This is a genomic window from Marinobacter sp. LV10R510-11A, assembly GCF_900215155.1.
GTDB lineage: Bacteria > Pseudomonadota > Gammaproteobacteria > Pseudomonadales > Oleiphilaceae > Marinobacter.
On sequence record NZ_LT907980.1, the window covers coordinates 1,650,730 to 1,667,190 of the forward strand.

9 protein-coding genes, 2 tRNA genes and 3 rRNA genes are annotated in these 16,461 nt (G+C 52.2%); 6 read left to right on the top strand and 8 right to left on the bottom strand.

Translation table 11 applies throughout. From position 1 onward, the window contains the following. Positions 1 to 190 precede the first annotated feature (190 nt). The 6 genes from CPH80_RS07895 to CPH80_RS07920 all read left to right on the top strand — a co-directional run bounded on the left by CPH80_RS07895 (position 191) and on the right by CPH80_RS07920 (position 8,741). Positions 191 to 454: a DUF4212 domain-containing protein gene (locus CPH80_RS07895; RefSeq protein ID WP_096276710.1), complete on the top strand. Its 264-nt coding sequence runs from the start codon at positions 191 to 193 to the stop codon at positions 452 to 454. Between the two features lie 4 nt (positions 455 to 458). After that, positions 459 to 2,240, top strand: coding sequence for a sodium:solute symporter family protein (locus CPH80_RS07900; RefSeq protein ID WP_096276712.1), 1,782 nt, complete (start codon positions 459 to 461; stop codon positions 2,238 to 2,240). Positions 2,241 to 2,338: 98 nt separating this feature from the next. Continuing rightward, positions 2,339 to 2,845: a hypothetical protein gene (locus tag CPH80_RS07905; RefSeq protein WP_096276713.1), complete on the top strand. Its 507-nt coding sequence runs from the start codon at positions 2,339 to 2,341 to the stop codon at positions 2,843 to 2,845. 54 nt (positions 2,846 to 2,899) lie between these two features. Then, the gene (locus CPH80_RS07910; RefSeq protein WP_096276715.1) at positions 2,900 to 6,418 is read left to right on the top strand and encodes a PAS domain-containing hybrid sensor histidine kinase/response regulator; all 3,519 of its coding nucleotides are present in this window, start codon (positions 2,900 to 2,902) and stop codon (positions 6,416 to 6,418) included. Beyond that, positions 6,415 to 8,064, top strand: coding sequence for a tetratricopeptide repeat-containing response regulator (locus CPH80_RS07915; protein WP_096276717.1), 1,650 nt, complete (start codon positions 6,415 to 6,417; stop codon positions 8,062 to 8,064). The genes CPH80_RS07910 and CPH80_RS07915 overlap by 4 nt, the downstream gene beginning before the upstream one ends. Further along, entirely contained in the window at positions 8,061 to 8,741 is a 681-nt protein-coding gene (locus CPH80_RS07920) for a sensor histidine kinase (protein WP_096276719.1), read from the top strand. The genes CPH80_RS07915 and CPH80_RS07920 overlap by 4 nt, the downstream gene beginning before the upstream one ends. A gap of 60 nt (positions 8,742 to 8,801) precedes the next feature. Here the strand turns inward: CPH80_RS07920 and rrf are convergent. The 8 genes from rrf to CPH80_RS07960 all read right to left on the bottom strand — a co-directional run bounded on the left by rrf (position 8,802) and on the right by CPH80_RS07960 (position 16,448). Further along, positions 8,802 to 8,917: ribosomal RNA gene (gene rrf, locus CPH80_RS07925) — 5S ribosomal RNA — on the bottom strand. A gap of 97 nt (positions 8,918 to 9,014) precedes the next feature. Beyond that, positions 9,015 to 11,909: ribosomal RNA gene (locus CPH80_RS07930) — 23S ribosomal RNA — on the bottom strand. Between the two features lie 307 nt (positions 11,910 to 12,216). Beyond that, positions 12,217 to 12,292, bottom strand: a tRNA-Ala gene (locus CPH80_RS07935). A gap of 3 nt (positions 12,293 to 12,295) precedes the next feature. Further along, positions 12,296 to 12,372 (bottom strand) — tRNA-Ile (locus CPH80_RS07940). A 104-nt stretch (positions 12,373 to 12,476) separates the two neighbouring features. Continuing rightward, positions 12,477 to 14,016 (bottom strand): 16S ribosomal RNA (locus CPH80_RS07945). Together the 16S, 23S and 5S rRNA genes with 2 tRNA genes alongside form the textbook arrangement of a ribosomal RNA operon. Before the next feature lie 461 nt (positions 14,017 to 14,477). After that, a complete protein-coding gene (gene purT / locus CPH80_RS07950; RefSeq protein WP_096276721.1) occupies positions 14,478 to 15,674 on the bottom strand; it encodes a formate-dependent phosphoribosylglycinamide formyltransferase in 1,197 nt (398 codons plus the stop codon). Positions 15,675 to 15,725: 51 nt separating this feature from the next. After that, positions 15,726 to 15,908 (bottom strand): DUF1289 domain-containing protein, encoded by a 183-nt coding sequence (locus CPH80_RS07955; RefSeq protein ID WP_096276722.1) that lies wholly within the window; start codon positions 15,906 to 15,908, stop codon positions 15,726 to 15,728. A 12-nt stretch (positions 15,909 to 15,920) separates the two neighbouring features. Further along, the gene (locus CPH80_RS07960) at positions 15,921 to 16,448 is read right to left on the bottom strand and encodes a gamma carbonic anhydrase family protein (protein WP_096276724.1); all 528 of its coding nucleotides are present in this window, start codon (positions 16,446 to 16,448) and stop codon (positions 15,921 to 15,923) included. Positions 16,449 to 16,461 lie beyond the last annotated feature (13 nt).

Consider the following 16,461-nt stretch of genomic DNA (forward strand, 5'->3'; position numbering starts at 1 on the left):
AAAAAACAGACGCCTGTCACAGCAAAAGCCCATAATTAGACTTTTTGCCAATATCTATAAATCGCTTGACCAGTAAAGTCAAAGAGGAGAACAAGTAGGGGGAGTACTAACATGAATAACAAACTCTCTGGCTCGCTCAGCTCACTAAAAAGTTACTACATACCAAAAACAACAAGACAGGAGTAATCCTATGTCAGGTCATAGCTACGATGCTGAACAGTACTGGAAGGCGAACCTTCGCCTTATATTCGGGAGCCTTATCATATGGGCTCTCGTTTCCTATGGTTTCGCAATCCTTCTACGCCCCATGCTCTCCGGAATTGCTATCGGTGGCACGGATTTGGGCTTCTGGTTCGCGCAGCAAGGCTCTATTCTCACGTTCATTGCACTGATCTTCCACTACGCGTGGCGCATGAACAGACTCGATAAAAAATTCGGCGTGGACGAGGAGTAAGCGGATGAGTCAATTTGCGATTAACATTATGTTCGTAGGGGGATCCTTCCTCATCTACATCATGATTGCTGTCTGGGCCAGGGCCGGAAGCACTAAAGATTTCTACGTCGCCGGCGGCGGCATTCACCCCATCACCAACGGTATGGCGATTGGTGCCGACTGGATGTCAGCAGCGTCATTCATCTCCATGGCGGGTATCATTGCAGCCGGTGGCTATGCAAGCTCAGCCTACTTGATGGGCTGGACCGGCGGGTACGTTCTGCTGGCTATGCTTCTTGCACCTTACCTGCGTAAATTCGGTAAGTTCACGGTTCCGGAGTTTATTGGTGACCGGTTCTATAGCAAGCAGGCACGCTTGGTAGCGGTTGTCTGCCTGATCACTGCCTCTTTGACCTACGTTATCGGCCAGATGGCCGGCGCTGGCGTGGCCTTCTCCCGGTTCTTGGAAGTGGATGCCACTACGGGCTTGATTATTGCTGCGGTCGTTATCTTCATCTACTCGGTACTTGGTGGCATGAAGGGCATAACTTACACGCAGGTTGCTCAATATTGCGTGCTGATCCTTGCCTACACCATTCCAGCTGTCTTTATTTCCCTGCAGCTGACGGATAACCCAATCCCAGCGATAGGTTTGTTCTCCACTCATATCGATTCGGGAATGCCGATTCTGGACAAACTGAACCAGGTTATTACGGATCTAGGCTTCAGAGAGTATACTGCAGATGTCGACAGCCACCTGAACATGGTGCTGTTTACCCTGACTCTGATGATCGGTACCGCCGGCCTACCCCACGTTATTATTCGCTTCTTCACCGTTCCAAAAGTAGCTGATGCTCGCTGGTCTGCTGGCTGGGCTCTGGTATTCATTGCGCTGTTATACCTCACAGCCCCGGCTGTTGCATCCATGGCTCGCCTGAACCTGATGTCCACCATTTATCCGGATGGCACCGCTGCTGAGCCGATTCAATACGATAACCGCCCGAACTGGATCAAAGAGTGGGAAATCACAGGGCTGATCACATTCCAGGACAAGAATGAGGACGGTCGTATCCAACTGTACAACGATGACTCGTCTGAAGAAGGCAAGGCGTTCCAGGATGAGGCAGAAGCCCGCGGCTGGGAAGGCAACGAGCTCGACGTAAACCGCGACATTCTGGTGCTCGCTAACCCCGAGATTGCTAATCTGCCCGGCTGGGTCATCGGTCTGATCGCAGCCGGTGGTCTGGCAGCTGCATTGTCGACGGCGGCAGGCCTGCTATTGGCCATATCCTCGGCGATCAGTCACGACTTGATCAAAGGCTCAATTAATCCCGGTATTACGGAAAAAGGTGAGCTGCTGGCAGCGCGAATATCGATGGCCGTTGCAATTGTGGTAGCAACTTGGCTGGGCGCTAACCCTCCAGGGTTCGCCGCTCAGGTTGTTGCTTTGGCATTCGGTATTGCGGCCGCCTCATTGTTCCCGACTCTGATGATGGGTATCTTCTCGAAGCGCATCAACAATAAGGGTGCTGTCGCGGGTATGCTGTGCGGCTTGGTGTTCACCTTGTCGTACATCTTCGTGTACAAGGGATGGTTCTTCATTCCGGGCACGGCCAACCTTGCAGATATCGCAGAGAACTGGGTATTTGGAATCTCTCCACTGTCGATTGGTGCAATCGGTGCCCTCGTCAACTTTGCGGTAGCCTTCGCTGTATCTAACGCAACTGATGAGCCACCCATTGAGATTCAAGAACTGGTTGAAAGCGTTCGCTACCCACGCGGTGCCGGAAAAGCTCAAGACCACTAAGCAACAACTTAGCCTGATATACTCAATGAGTTGACAGGTTGTTACTGAGCGGGCTTCCTCTATGAGGGAGCCCGTTCTTTTTTTAAGGAAACACGTATATGTTTTGGACTTTTGTCGCCACTGTAATCTGTGGGCTGGGCGCCGCTGGCATAGCTCTCGGAATACGGGCAGTCACCCGCAACAGGGCACCTAAATGGCTTATCCCGGTATTTGCCGGCGCAGGTATGCTGGGCTACCTGATATACGGAGAGTATGCATGGTACGACCATAAACAGTCGCGTTTACCTACCGAGGCTGTGGTTGTGAGCACGGAGAGTAAAGGGATTTATTGGCGCCCCTGGACTATGGTCTATCCTTATGTGACTGCTTTTTCCACGGTGGACACGAAAAGCATCGCGCGGGACACCAACAACCCGAATATTATTCGTTTTACCCTCTATCGATTTGAGCAAAAGATCACAGACACAGTCTCTCACCGGATCCACATTATTAACTGCGCAACTCGGGAGCTGGTTCCAATCGGCTCTGATGGAACACCGCGGGTAGACAACCTCAAAACTCTGAATGGCAGTGACGTACTCTATTCCACTGTGTGTGCCGGCTGAAACTCTGGTAAATGGGGGCAGGTAACCCGCCCTACCTGACGGAATTGTATAAATATGATTAGTGTCTGGTTGCTGGTTTTAATATCCATCACCTACATTTCGGTCCTGTTTATCATCGCCTGGGCGGGAGATAAACACCCCGGGCTGTATCGCAGGCGCCTTGCGCGGACGCATGTTTATTCACTGTCACTGGCGGTCTACTTCACCTCCTGGACCTTCTACGGCGCCGTGGGAAGGGCCACTCAGGAGGGGCTGGGCTTTCTACCCATTTATCTCGGGCCCTTGCTGGTTTTTGTTTTCTGCGCACCACTTTTGCGCCGAATCATTTACATAAGTAAGCGTAACAACAGCACCTCCATCGCCGATTTCATTGCCTCCCGGTACGGCAAATCCCAGCTGTTGGCTGCCATGATCGCAACCTTCGCCTTGATTGGCAGCGTGCCCTACATCGCGCTGCAACTAAAGGCCATCGCCATGGGTTTCAGTGTGTTGTCCAGCACAGGCACGGGCACCCGGGAGCTGAGTACCGCAGCCTGGAACGATGCGGCTTGGTACATCACCCTGGCGCTGACGGCATTTACCGTGCTTTTTGGCACCCGCCACTTGGAGTCGACTGAACACCATCGCGGCATGATTCAAGCTGTGGCCTTTGAGTCACTGATCAAGCTCGTTGCCTTTGTTGCCGTTGGGCTGTTTGTTGGGTACGGGCTTTATAACGGCTTTGGCGACTTATTGGACAATGTAAAGCAGGCGGATCTTAGTGGCATTCTTACAACAGATGCCATTGAGGCGCCGGCATTTATCACCCAAACTCTCGTTGCGATGCTGGCCATCATCTGCTTGCCACGGCAGTTTCACGTAATGGTGGTAGAGAACGCCGACCACCGCGATTTCGAAGTTGCCCGCTGGGCCATGCCGGTTTATCTCATTGTGGCTAGCGCATTTGTGCTACCTATTGCTGCAGCGGGTCTGTTGGCTCCAGAAGCCATAGCCAGCAACCCCGACATCCTCATCCTTCAGCTGCCCATCATGGCCGGCAAAGAGTGGCTGGCCATTCTTGCATTCCTTGGTGGCGGCTCCGCAGCGGCTGCCATGGTTATCGTATGCTCTGTCGCCATTGCCACGATGGTGAGCAATGAAATCGTCATGCCGGCTTTGCTTAAGTTCTTCAGGCCACGGATGAATCGCCAGGCCGACCTTAGCTCTCTGCTACTCGGCATCCGCAGGGTCGCCATCTTTGTGGTTCTACTGATTGCTTACGGCTTTTACCGGATGGCGGGAAAAGATTACAGCCTGACCTCGTTCGGGCTCCTGTCCTTTGCTGCAGCAGCACAATTTGGCCCGGCGCTTGTGGGCGGCATTCTCTGGCGCCGCGGTAATGCCACAGGTGCAACATGGGGCCTAGCTCTCGGTTTTTTTCTGTGGTGTTACACCTTGCTCCTGCCTGCACTGGCATCAACGGGCTGGTTTACCGACTCGCTAATCAACGAGGGTATCTGGGGGCTTCACTGGACAAGGCCAACCGCGCTATTCGGGCTGAAACTCGACCAGACCAGCCACGGCATTATCTGGAGCCTGGGTATCAATACGCTGGTCTACGTGGTGCTTTCTCTGGTCACACGTCAGCGGGTGCGTGAGAAAATCCAGATTGCCTCGTTTTTTCAGGATCCCCACCCCAAAGGCGATACGATCCAGCATCAAAGCTGGCAGGAGGAGATACTAACGTCGGATCTGCAGGCTCTCACCGACAGATTCATGGGCGAAGAGCGCTCAGAAGTTGTATTCCGAAATTACGAACGTCGCAATGCCATAAGGCTGCACCTGCATCGCCCAGCTTCCTCTCACCTGATGAAATACGTAGAGCGCCAACTCGCGTCGGTGATTGGCGCGTCCACCGCACGGGTGGTTCTGGAATCGACCCTAACGGGTCGAGACATGCAGATCGAAGACGTGGTCAGCATTGTTGATGAAGCATCACAGGCCATGACGTTCAGCCGGGAGTTGCTGCAGTCGGCTATCGAGAACATTAGCCTAGGCGTATCAGTGGTCAATCAGCAACAACAACTGGTGGTCTGGAACCATCGTTATTTGGAACTGTTCGCCTATCCGAAGGGGTTTGTAAGAGTCGGACGCCCGGCAGAAGACCTGATGCGCTATAACCTCACCAATTCCAACCTACCGGCCCGGCGAATTGATGAGATCGTTGCCAACCACTACGGCAACATGCGCGAAGGCCAGCTTATTTCTTATGAACGCCAAAGACCGGACGGAACAATTGTTCGAATAGACGGCAGCCCGATCCCCGGTGGCGGCTACGTAACCACATTCCAGGATATTACAGCGATGCGCCGCACTGAGCAGGCGCTTAAAGAAACCAACACCTATCTCGAGCAGCGGGTTAAAGAACGCACCCAGGAGCTGCAGGTTATCAACGAACAAATGCTTAAAGCCAAGTCCGTTGCTGAGCAAGCAAATCAAAGCAAAACTCGCTTTCTAGCCTCGGCAAGCCACGACCTACTGCAGCCACTGAATGCCGCGCGCCTATTTACATCAGCGCTTGCAGGCAAAGAAAACAACACCGAAACAAAAGAGCTTGTGGATCATATCGACAGTTCACTCGGGGCGGCAGAAGAGATCATCAGTACCCTCCTCGACATTTCCAAACTCGATGCGGGCGCGCTGGAACCGGAACTTGGCGTGTTCCCGGTTAACGACATTATGCGTCACTTGGCCACCGACTTTACTGCTATTGCGGAAGACCAAGGCCTTAAGCTTCATGTCGTACCTAGCAGCGCCTGGATCCACTCAGATTCCAAGCTCCTGCGCCGGGTTGTACAGAACTTTCTGTCCAACGCAATACGCTACACCCCTGATGGGAAAATTCTGTTGGGCTGCCGCCGCCTCAAAGGGTATTTGCGCATAGAGGTGTGGGACACCGGCCCCGGTATACCAGAGGATCAGCTAACCTTTATTTTCGAAGAGTTCCGTCGCTTTCAGCACGGCCGAGACAAGAAGGGCCTTGGCCTCGGCCTCGCGATCGTCGACCGGATCAGTGGCATGCTGAACCATCCTGTAAGCGTTCAATCGGTTCAGGGAAAAGGCAGTGTTTTTGGTATAACCGTTCCCCTTGCCCAAGCAGATCAGGCGTACCAGGCGGCTGAAACATCAGCTACAAGCTCGCGGCGCGTTTCTAGCCTTGGCGGCCTGAACGTTCTTTGTATCGACAACGACCCCGCAATCCTGCAGGGAATGGTTGCGCTTCTGGGGAACTGGAAATGCAATGTCACAGCTGCTGAAAGCTTAGAAGACGCCCTAGAGAAACCTCAGGGTAGACAGCCAGATATTATACTTGCAGATTATCAGCTTGATGATGACAAGAACGGTCTGGATGCTATGGACGCAATACGCAGTGCAGGGGGCTACGACATACCGGGCATATTGATTACCGGATATACGGCTCCCGACGTTCGCGACGAGGCGATTGAGCGAGGGTATCAAATTCTCTATAAGCCGGTTAAGCCTGCGGCTTTGAGAGCCATGGTGAACAAACTACTGAAACAAAAGCGCTCATGAGCACGCTCGCGAACAAATCAGCCTCTGACACAAGCGCCTTCGCAAAGCTCACCTATCTTGTGATCGACGACTTTGAAAACTTCCGGATCTCAATGCGCCATATGCTTCGCAGCTGTGGTGCCGTCAATATTGAGTTGGTTGCCGACGCCAGACCCGCGGTGCAGTACTGCACATACAATCATGTAGACGTAGTGCTATGCGACTATAATTTGGGTGAGGGCAAGAATGGCCAGCACATTCTGGAGGAGCTTCGCCACAAGAAGCTTTTAAAACGATCGTCACTTTTTTTAATGGTAACCTCGGAGACGTCCCGGGAAATGGTTATGGGGGCCCGCGAAAACCAGCCCGACGCCTACCTCACAAAGCCGATGAATCGCGCTATGCTGGAAAAGCGCCTGGGTAGCCTAATCAACCAACGCAACGCCTTGTTTCCGATCAACCGTGAAATCGACCGGGAAAATTATCCAGAAGCTATCTCACTCTGTGTTACGGCTCTGGCCCGACTGCCACGCTATAAAACCTGGCTTATGAAAACCCTCGGGGAACTCTATTTTCTACTAGGGGATCTTTCCCATGCCATTAAAGTGTACGACGAAGTTCTCTCCCAACGCGAGTTACCGTGGGCCAGATTCGGGCGCGACAAAGTATTACTGGCCAACCATCGTTACGACGAAGCTGTGGAGAGCCTGCAACAACTAATAGCCAACCACCCTGATTATATGGAAGCCTATGACTTTCTAGCAGATGGCCTTGAGCGCCTGAATAGACCGGGACAGGCGCAGAAAATTCTGGAGCGGGCAGCTGACTATTCACCCCATGCATTGCTCCGTCAAAAACACTTAGCTGAATTGGCGGAATCCAACCAAGACATGGAAACCGCCGCAAAGTCATGGCGAAAAACAGTCAGCTTGGGGACTCATTCCATTCATGACAGTGCCGGCCACTATCTCTCCTTGAGCCATACCCTGTGCGACCTGAGTGAAGGCAATACGGACAAAGAGGGTGAGACGCTTGCAAACGAAGCATTTTCAACTCTTGGCTGCTTGGAAAAGCGCTTCCCAGCCAACGATATTCTTGAACTTCGTAGCAAGATTATCCAGTGCCGGATCTACGCGGGCCAAAAACACCTACAAGAAGCCGAAGTAATGCTGGACGGTATTCGGCCGAAGCTAAAGAACACCCGCTCGCTGGGCTTAGAAACAGGCCTAGACTACGCAAAAACACTCTATCGCCTTGGCCACGGAATTGAGGCCAAAACATTGCTTGGGGAGCTGGCAGAGCAGTTTGGTGAAAACCCTGGCGCTATCAAAAAAATAGAAAATTTGTTGGATGAGCCAGTAAGCTTTCGTACGAAAATCAAAGCTCGCCGTCTTAATCGAGAAGGCATAGCAGCCTTTGAATCCGGCAATCTCAAAGAGGCCCGAAGTATCTTCGCCAAAGCCCTAGAAATGATACCGGATCACCCAGCCCTGAACCTAAACCAGGTTCAAGTGCTGATAAAAGAGCATGAGACCACCGCGGGAGTCAAGGATCTGACGGAACGCTGCCAGTATCACCTAAGCCGGATGGCTGAGCTGCCTGAGCAGCATGGACAATATCGACGCTACCTTGCTCTGCAACGTAAATTGAAGGCACTGAACCAATGAAAAACCGCAATATCAACTTCTCCATGGTTCTGGCATTGGCCGTGCATGACATGAAAAACTCACTAGGAATGTTACTCAACTCCTTGGATGAACTGAGGACAGAGAACCAAGACAGGCTGAACGATTCTTCCAAGTTCAACACCCTCCAGTACGAAGCAGAGCGGATACACAACGATCTGGTACAGCTCCTAGGGATTTATAGGTTGGGCGAAAACAATCTTTCCGCGCACATGGAAGAGCATTTTGTTCCCGATTTCCTATATGAACACCTTGCCAGGCACACACCGCTTCTTGAAGGGTTGGGGATCGAGTGGTCTATTGATGCAGAAGAGATAAACGGCTTTTTTGATGCCGACCTGCTTACCGGTGCACTAAACAATACGATTAACAATGCTATCCGCTATACCAAAAGCAGAATCAGGCTAACGGCCAATGAGCAGGACGGATATCTTGTTATCGGAGTGGAAGATGATGGAGAAGGTTACCCAGAGAACATACAGCATACCGGAACGTTGAGTTTCAAATCCCTCGACTTCAACACCGGCAGCACAAGCCTTGGCTTGTTCTTTGTTTCTGCGGTAGCGGACCTTCACAGCGAGGGAGAGCGTGCTGGCTACATCAAGCTGCGCAATGGTGGGCATCTTGGTGGCGGTGTTTTCCAAATCTGGCTTCCATAACAAAGCCTAAAAACGAAAAAACCCCCAACGGCGAGCCGCTGGGGGTTTTTGGTATTAAGAGTCTGACGATGACCTACTCTCACATGGGCAAATGCCACACTACCATCGGCGCAGGCCTGTTTCACTTCTGAGTTCGAGATGGGATCAGGTGGTTCCAAGCCGCTATGGTCGTCAGACAAAACGGTTGATCACTGGGGGATGAGATAGAACTGGCTTTTTAGGCCGTGATATTGATTTTTTCGTTGCGATATCCGCAATTGTCTTGGGTGTTATATAGTCAAGCCGCACGAGCAATTAGTATCGGTTAGCTCAACGCCTCGCAGCGCTTACACACCCGACCTATCAACGTCCTAGTCTTGAACGGCTCTTCAGGGGCCTCAAGGGCCCAGGGAGATCTCATCTTGGAAGGGGCTTCCCGCTTAGATGCTTTCAGCGGTTATCCTGTCCGAACATAGCTACCGGGCAATGCCACTGGCGTGACAACCCGAACACCAGAGGTTCGTCCACTCCGGTCCTCTCGTACTAGGAGCAGCTTTCCTCAAATCTCCAACGTCCACGGCAGATAGGGACCGAACTGTCTCACGACGTTCTAAACCCAGCTCGCGTACCACTTTAAATGGCGAACAGCCATACCCTTGGGACCGGCTTCAGCCCCAGGATGTGATGAGCCGACATCGAGGTGCCAAACACCGCCGTCGATGTGAACTCTTGGGCGGTATCAGCCTGTTATCCCCGGAGTACCTTTTATCCGTTGAGCGATGGCCCTTCCATACAGAACCACCGGATCACTATGACCTACTTTCGTACCTGCTCGACGTGTCTGTCTCGCAGTTAAGCGGGCTTGTGCCATTACACTAACCGTACGATGTCCGACCGTACTTAGCCCACCTTTGTGCTCCTCCGTTACGCTTTAGGAGGAGACCGCCCCAGTCAAACTACCCACCACACAATGTCCTCATCCCCGATAAGGGGACGGAGTTAGAACCTCAAACATGCCAGGCTGGTATTTCAAGGTTGGCTCCACGCAAACTAGCGTTCACGCTTCAAAGCCTCCCAGCTATCCTACACAAACATGTTCAAAGTTCACTGTGAAGCTATAGTAAAGGTTCACGGGGTCTTTCCGTCTAGCCGCGGATACACCGCATCTTCACGGCGATTTCAATTTCACTGAGTCTCGGGTAGAGACAGCGCCCCCGTCGTTACGCCATTCGTGCAGGTCGGAACTTACCCGACAAGGAATTTCGCTACCTTAGGACCGTTATAGTTACGGCCGCCGTTTACCGGGGCTTCGATCAAGAGCTTCGCGCAAGCGCTAACCCCATCAATTAACCTTCCGGCACCGGGCAGGCGTCACACCGTATACGTCCTCTTACGAGTTTGCACAGTGCTGTGTTTTTAATAAACAGTCGCAGGGGCCTGGTATCTTCGACCGGCTTCTGCTCAACCCGCGAAGGGTGTCACATACCACCGGCGTGCCTTCTCCCGAAGTTACGGCACCATTTTGCCTAGTTCCTTTACCCGAGTTCTCTCAAGCGCCTTGGTATTCTCTACCTGACCACCTGTGTCGGTTTGGGGTACGGTCTCAAATAGCCTGAAGCTTAGAAGATTTTCCTGGAAGCAGGGCATCAATGACTTCACTCCCTTTACGGGTGCTCGTCGTCGCGTCTCAGAATTGTGGATCCGGATTTGCCTAAACCCACTCCCTACTCGCTTAAACCGGGACAACCGTCGCCCGGCTCACCTAGCCTTCTCCGTCTCTCCATCGCAGCTATCCAAGGTACGGAAATATTAATCCGTTTCCCATCGATTACACCTTTCGGTCTCACCTTAGGGGCCGACTCACCCTGCGCCGATTAGCGTTGCGCAGGAAACCTTGGTCTTCCGGCGTGGGAGTTTTTCACTCCCATTGTCGTTACTCATGTCAGCATTCGCACTTCTGATACCTCCAGCAAGCTTCTCAACTCACCTTCGCAGGCTTACAGAACGCTCCCCTACCCCGCATACAATGTATGCAGCCGCAGCTTCGGTGACCAGTTTGAGCCCCGTTACATCTTCCGCGCAGGCCGACTCGACTAGTGAGCTATTACGCTTTCTTTAAAGGATGGCTGCTTCTAAGCCAACCTCCTAGCTGTCTGAGCCTTCCCACATCGTTTCCCACTTAACTGGTACTTCGGGACCTTAGCTGGCGGTCTGGGTTGTTTCCCTCTTCACGATGGACGTTAGCACCCATCGTGTGTCTCCCGGATAGTACTCACAGGTATTCGGAGTTTGCATCGGGTTGGTAAGTCGGGATGACCCCCTAGCCGAAACAGTGCTCTACCCCCTGTGGTATTCGTCCGAGGCGCTACCTAAATAGCTTTCGGGGAGAACCAGCTATCTCCGGGCTTGATTAGCCTTTCACTCCGATCCACAAGTCATCCCCTGGCTTTTCAACGACAGTGGGTTCGGTCCTCCAGTTGATGTTACTCAACCTTCAACCTGCTCATGGATAGATCGCCCGGTTTCGGGTCTATGCCCAGCGACTAAATCGCCCTATTCAGACTCGGTTTCCCTACGGCTCCCCTAAACGGTTAACCTCGCCACTGAACATAAGTCGCTGACCCATTATACAAAAGGTACGCCGTCACAGAACAAGTCTGCTCCGACTGCTTGTACGCATACGGTTTCAGGATCTATTTCACTCCCCTCACAGGGGTTCTTTTCGCCTTTCCCTCACGGTACTGGTTCACTATCGGTCAGTCAGGAGTATTTAGCCTTGGAGGATGGTCCCCCCATATTCAGACAGGATATCACGTGTCCCGTCCTACTCGATTTCACTAGACTCAGGTTTCGGATACGGGGCTATCACCCACTATGGCGGCACTTTCCAGAGCCTTCTCCTACCAGTTGTCTAGCTTAAGGGCTAGTCCCCGTTCGCTCGCCGCTACTTAGGGAATCTCGGTTGATTTCTTTTCCTCGGGGTACTTAGATGTTTCAGTTCCCCCGGTTCGCCTCTTACACCTATGTATTCAGTGCAAGATACCTAGCCGAAACTAGGTGGGTTTCCCCATTCAGAAATGCCCGGATCACAGCTTGTTTGCCAGCTCCCCGAACCTTATCGCAGGCTTCCACGTCTTTCATCGCCTCTGACTGCCAAGGCATCCACCGTATGCGCTTAGTTGCTTGACTATATAACCCCAAGACAACTGTGCTCCATGGATCAACATCCTGGTAAACCAGGAGGCCAATATGTGGAGACAGTGCCTTGACGTGATATAACAACCACTTCAACGACAACACCGGATAACGCTTGAAAAAATCGTTATCACATTGAACACTTTCTCTCGGAGATTATGAGAAAAAGTCTTCGTGTTCTATCTCATCCAATTTGTTAAAGAGCAAATCTGACCCAGTGATCAGAAAGAAAAACTTCAGACTTAGCAGACGCTAAACTGAAATACTTGTTTCTGTACACTGACCGAAGTCAGGTAAATAATGGTGGAGCTAAGCAGGATCGAACTGCTGACCTCCTGCGTGCAAGGCAGGCGCTCTCCCAGCTGAGCTATAGCCCCATTTGGTGGGTCTGGGTGGATTTGAACCACCGACCTCACCCTTATCAGGGGTGCGCTCTAACCAACTGAGCTACAGACCCGGTTTTGCTTGTCACTGACAAGACCGTCGGGTCTACAGACCCTTGCTCTCTTTACAATTAACCAAGTAATTCGTGTGGACTCTGACCGAAGCTTCAACTTCGTTTAAGGAGGTGATCCAGCCCCAGGTTCCCCTAGGGCTACCTTGTTACGACTTCACCCCAGTCATGAACCACACCGTGGTGATCGTCCTCCCGAAGGTTAGACTAACCACTTCTGGTGCAATCCACTCCCATGGTGTGACGGGCGGTGTGTACAAGGCCCGGGAACGTATTCACCGTGACATTCTGATTCACGATTACTAGCGATTCCGACTTCACGGAGTCGAGTTGCAGACTCCGATCCGGACTACGATGCGTTTTGTGAGATTAGCTCCCCCTCGCGGGTTTGCAACCCTCTGTACGCACCATTGTAGCACGTGTGTAGCCCTGGCCGTAAGGGCCATGATGACCTGACGTCATCCCCACCTTCCTCCGGTTTGTCACCGGCAGTCTCCCTAGAGTTCTCAGCCGAACTGCTAGCAAATAGGGATAGGGGTTGCGCTCGTTACGGGACTTAACCCAACATCTCACGACACGAGCTGACGACGGCCATGCAGCACCTGTGTCAGAGTTCCCGAAGGCACCAATCCATCTCTGGAAAGTTCTCTGCATGTCAAGGCCAGGTAAGGTTCTTCGCGTTGCGTCGAATTAAACCACATGCTCCACCGCTTGTGCGGGCCCCCGTCAATTCATTTGAGTTTTAACCTTGCGGCCGTACTCCCCAGGCGGTCAACTTAGTGCGTTAGCTGCGCCACTAAGGATTCAAGATCCCCAACGGCTAGTTGACATCGTTTACGGCGTGGACTACCAGGGTATCTAATCCTGTTTGCTCCCCACGCTTTCGCACCTCAGTGTCAGTGTTGGTCCAGGTAGCCGCCTTCGCCACTGGTGTTCCTTCCTATATCTACGCATTTCACCGCTACACAGGAAATTCCACTACCCTCTACCACACTCTAGCCGAGCAGTTCGAAGTGCCGTTCCCAGGTTAAGCCCGGGGCTTTCACATCTCGCTTACTCAACCACCTACGCGCGCTTTACGCCCAGTAATTCCGATTAACGCTTGCACCCTCCGTATTACCGCGGCTGCTGGCACGGAGTTAGCCGGTGCTTCTTCTGTGAGTGACGTCAATCCTCAAGCGTATTAAACTTAAGGCCTTCCTCCTCACTGAAAGTGCTTTACAACCCGAAAGCCTTCTTCACACACGCGGCATGGCTGGATCAGGCTTGCGCCCATTGTCCAATATTCCCCACTGCTGCCTCCCGTAGGAGTTCGGGCCGTGTCTCAGTCCCGATGTGGCTGATCATCCTCTCAGACCAGCTACGGATCGTTGCCTTGGTGAGCCATTACCCCACCAACTAGCTAATCCGACTTAGGCTCATCCAATAGCGCAAGGTCCGAAGATCCCCTGCTTTCCCCAAAAGGGCGTATACGGTATTAATCCGAGTTTCCCCGGGCTATCCCCTACTACTGGGCAGATTCCTAAGCATTACTCACCCGTCCGCCGCTCGACGCCTGGTAGCAAGCTACCTTCGTTTCCGCTCGACTTGCATGTGTTAAGCCTGCCGCCAGCGTTCAATCTGAGCCATGATCAAACTCTTCAGTTTAAATCATACAAGATCCGAAGATCTCAATTCTTGCTCAAGACAAAACTCAATGTTCGACGAGTCGCTTGCCTTGGTATTTCTTGTCGAAATACTCCAGCCAGCGCCCACACGAATTACTTGGTTAATTTGTTAAAGAGCGTTTGAGCCGTGGCTCAATCAAGGAGGCAAATTATACGTCGTTTCGCTACCCTGTCAACCGTTTTTTTCGAGTTGCTTCAGAAGCTTCGCTTCTAAAACTACCGATACTGACCGGCTGATACTTACTTGTTTCGAGGGACGTATTCTACATCGAATCCGAACCCTGTCAACCGTTATCTCGAAGAAAGCTTAAATCGTTTTCTTCAACACTTTCAAACAGTTAACTCTCTCAAAACACCCCGCTGTTCTGGCGTATCCCTCAAGCGAGATGCGCATTCTACAGAGCTGGGCGAAGGTGTCAACGGGGTCTTGGAACTTTTTATCTATAGATGAACATTAATCGCTGCAGCCGCTGCTATAGCCTTGCTTTTAGCCTCTTCAATTGTAGAGCCCTTAGCCAAGGCGACGCCCATTCGGCGGCGACCTGAAAGCTCGGGCTTACCAAACAGCCTTAGCTGCACATCCTGCTCAGAAAGAGCCTGTTCCAGCCCAGAAAAGGCTACTTCTGTGGAATCACCTTCAGGAAGGATAACCACAGACGCCGAAGGGCCGTGCTGTCGAATTACAGGAATCGGCAAGCCAAGTATTGCCCGTGCGTGCAAAGCAAACTCTGACAAGTCCTGAGACACAAGCGTAACAAGGCCGGTGTCGTGGGGCCGAGGGGATACCTCTGAGAAGTATACGTCATCCCCATGGATGAACAGCTCTACCCCGTATACCCCATAACCGCCAAGATTTTCGGTGACTTTTAAAGCCACTTCGCGAGATCTCTCCAACGCCTTAGCGCTCATGGGTTGCGGTTGCCAGGATTCACGATAGTCACCATCTTCCTGCCTATGACCTATGGGCTCGCAAAAGCTGACACCCCCAGAGTGCCTCACCGTCAGTAAGGTTATTTCATAATCGAACGTCACAAAGCCTTCGACAATGACCCTCCCTTTACCTGCGCGACCACCCGTCTGGGCGTAATCCCAAGCAGCGTCAATCTGGCTTTGATCGGTAACCGTGCTCTGCCCTTTACCGGAGGAACTCATCACTGGTTTGACAACGACCGGCAGCCCAATGGCGTTAATGGCATCAACAAACAACTCTTTTGTTTCGACAAACCAGTAAGGTGAAGTGCGCAGCTCCAGCTCCTCTGCAGCCAGGCGGCGGATCCCTTCTCTGTTCATCGTAAGGTCAACTGCTCGGGCAGAAGGAATAACCCGGTACCCCTCCTGCTCTAGCTTGACCAGCTCGGCAGTCGCAATTGCTTCTATTTCCGGGACGATGAGATCGGGTTTCTCAAGTTCGACAACGTTACGTAGTGCCTGCGCATCCAGCATATCAATCACGTGGCTGCGGTGGGCCACCTGCATGGCAGGCGCGTTGAGATAGCGATCTGCAGCGATTACTTCAACCCCAAACCTCTGCAATTCAATAGCCACCTCTTTTCCGAGTTCCCCGGAACCACATAGCAGCACTCTAAAGGCATTCGCTTTAAGTGGCGTACCCAGCGTTACCCGACCAGCATTATTCAAACTACATCCTCCAGCCTGCGCCCTATTCTTTTCAGAGATTTTAGCGCCTGTTTAAAGTGCAACCTCCTGTTCCCGCTCAGCAACGCATACAAGCACGGCTTTGCGTTCACAGTTGGTCATTGTGGTCCAACGCAAAATCTCATCACTGGTGCGCTGACACCCTATACACACATCACGCTCATCGAGAGCACATATGCTCACGCACGGCGAACGAACTTTATCCTCAGCACCCATAACGGATTTGTCTCAATCTTTTACGGGCTTCAAGCCCTTCACATAGCGGCTTGCGTTATGTACGTAATGCGCGGCGCTCAGCTCGAGCATTTTCTGTTGCTGCTCGGTCAGTTCCCGCTTAACTTTACCCGGAGCGCCCACTACTAGAGAACCATCAGGAATGACCATTCCCTCGGGGATAAGGGTGTTCGCACCGATCAGGCAATACTTGCCAATCTTTGCACCATTCAGAACAACGGCATTAATGCCGATCAGTGAAAAGTCCCCCACCTCACAGCCGTGCAGCATCGCTTTATGGCCAACCGTGACACCTTTACCTAGCGTCAGCGGCATACCCGGATCAGTATGCAAGACGGAGCCATCCTGAACGTTTGTCTCTGGACCAATCGTAATAAGCTCGTTGTCTCCGCGGATCACCACGTTGAACCAGACACTGCTTTTATCGTGAAGCAAAACGTTACCGATCACGGTTGCGTTGTCTGCAACAAACTGACTGTCGCCTTGTAACTCTGGGGCACGGCCATCCAACTCATAAAGCATTGAATTTTCCTTA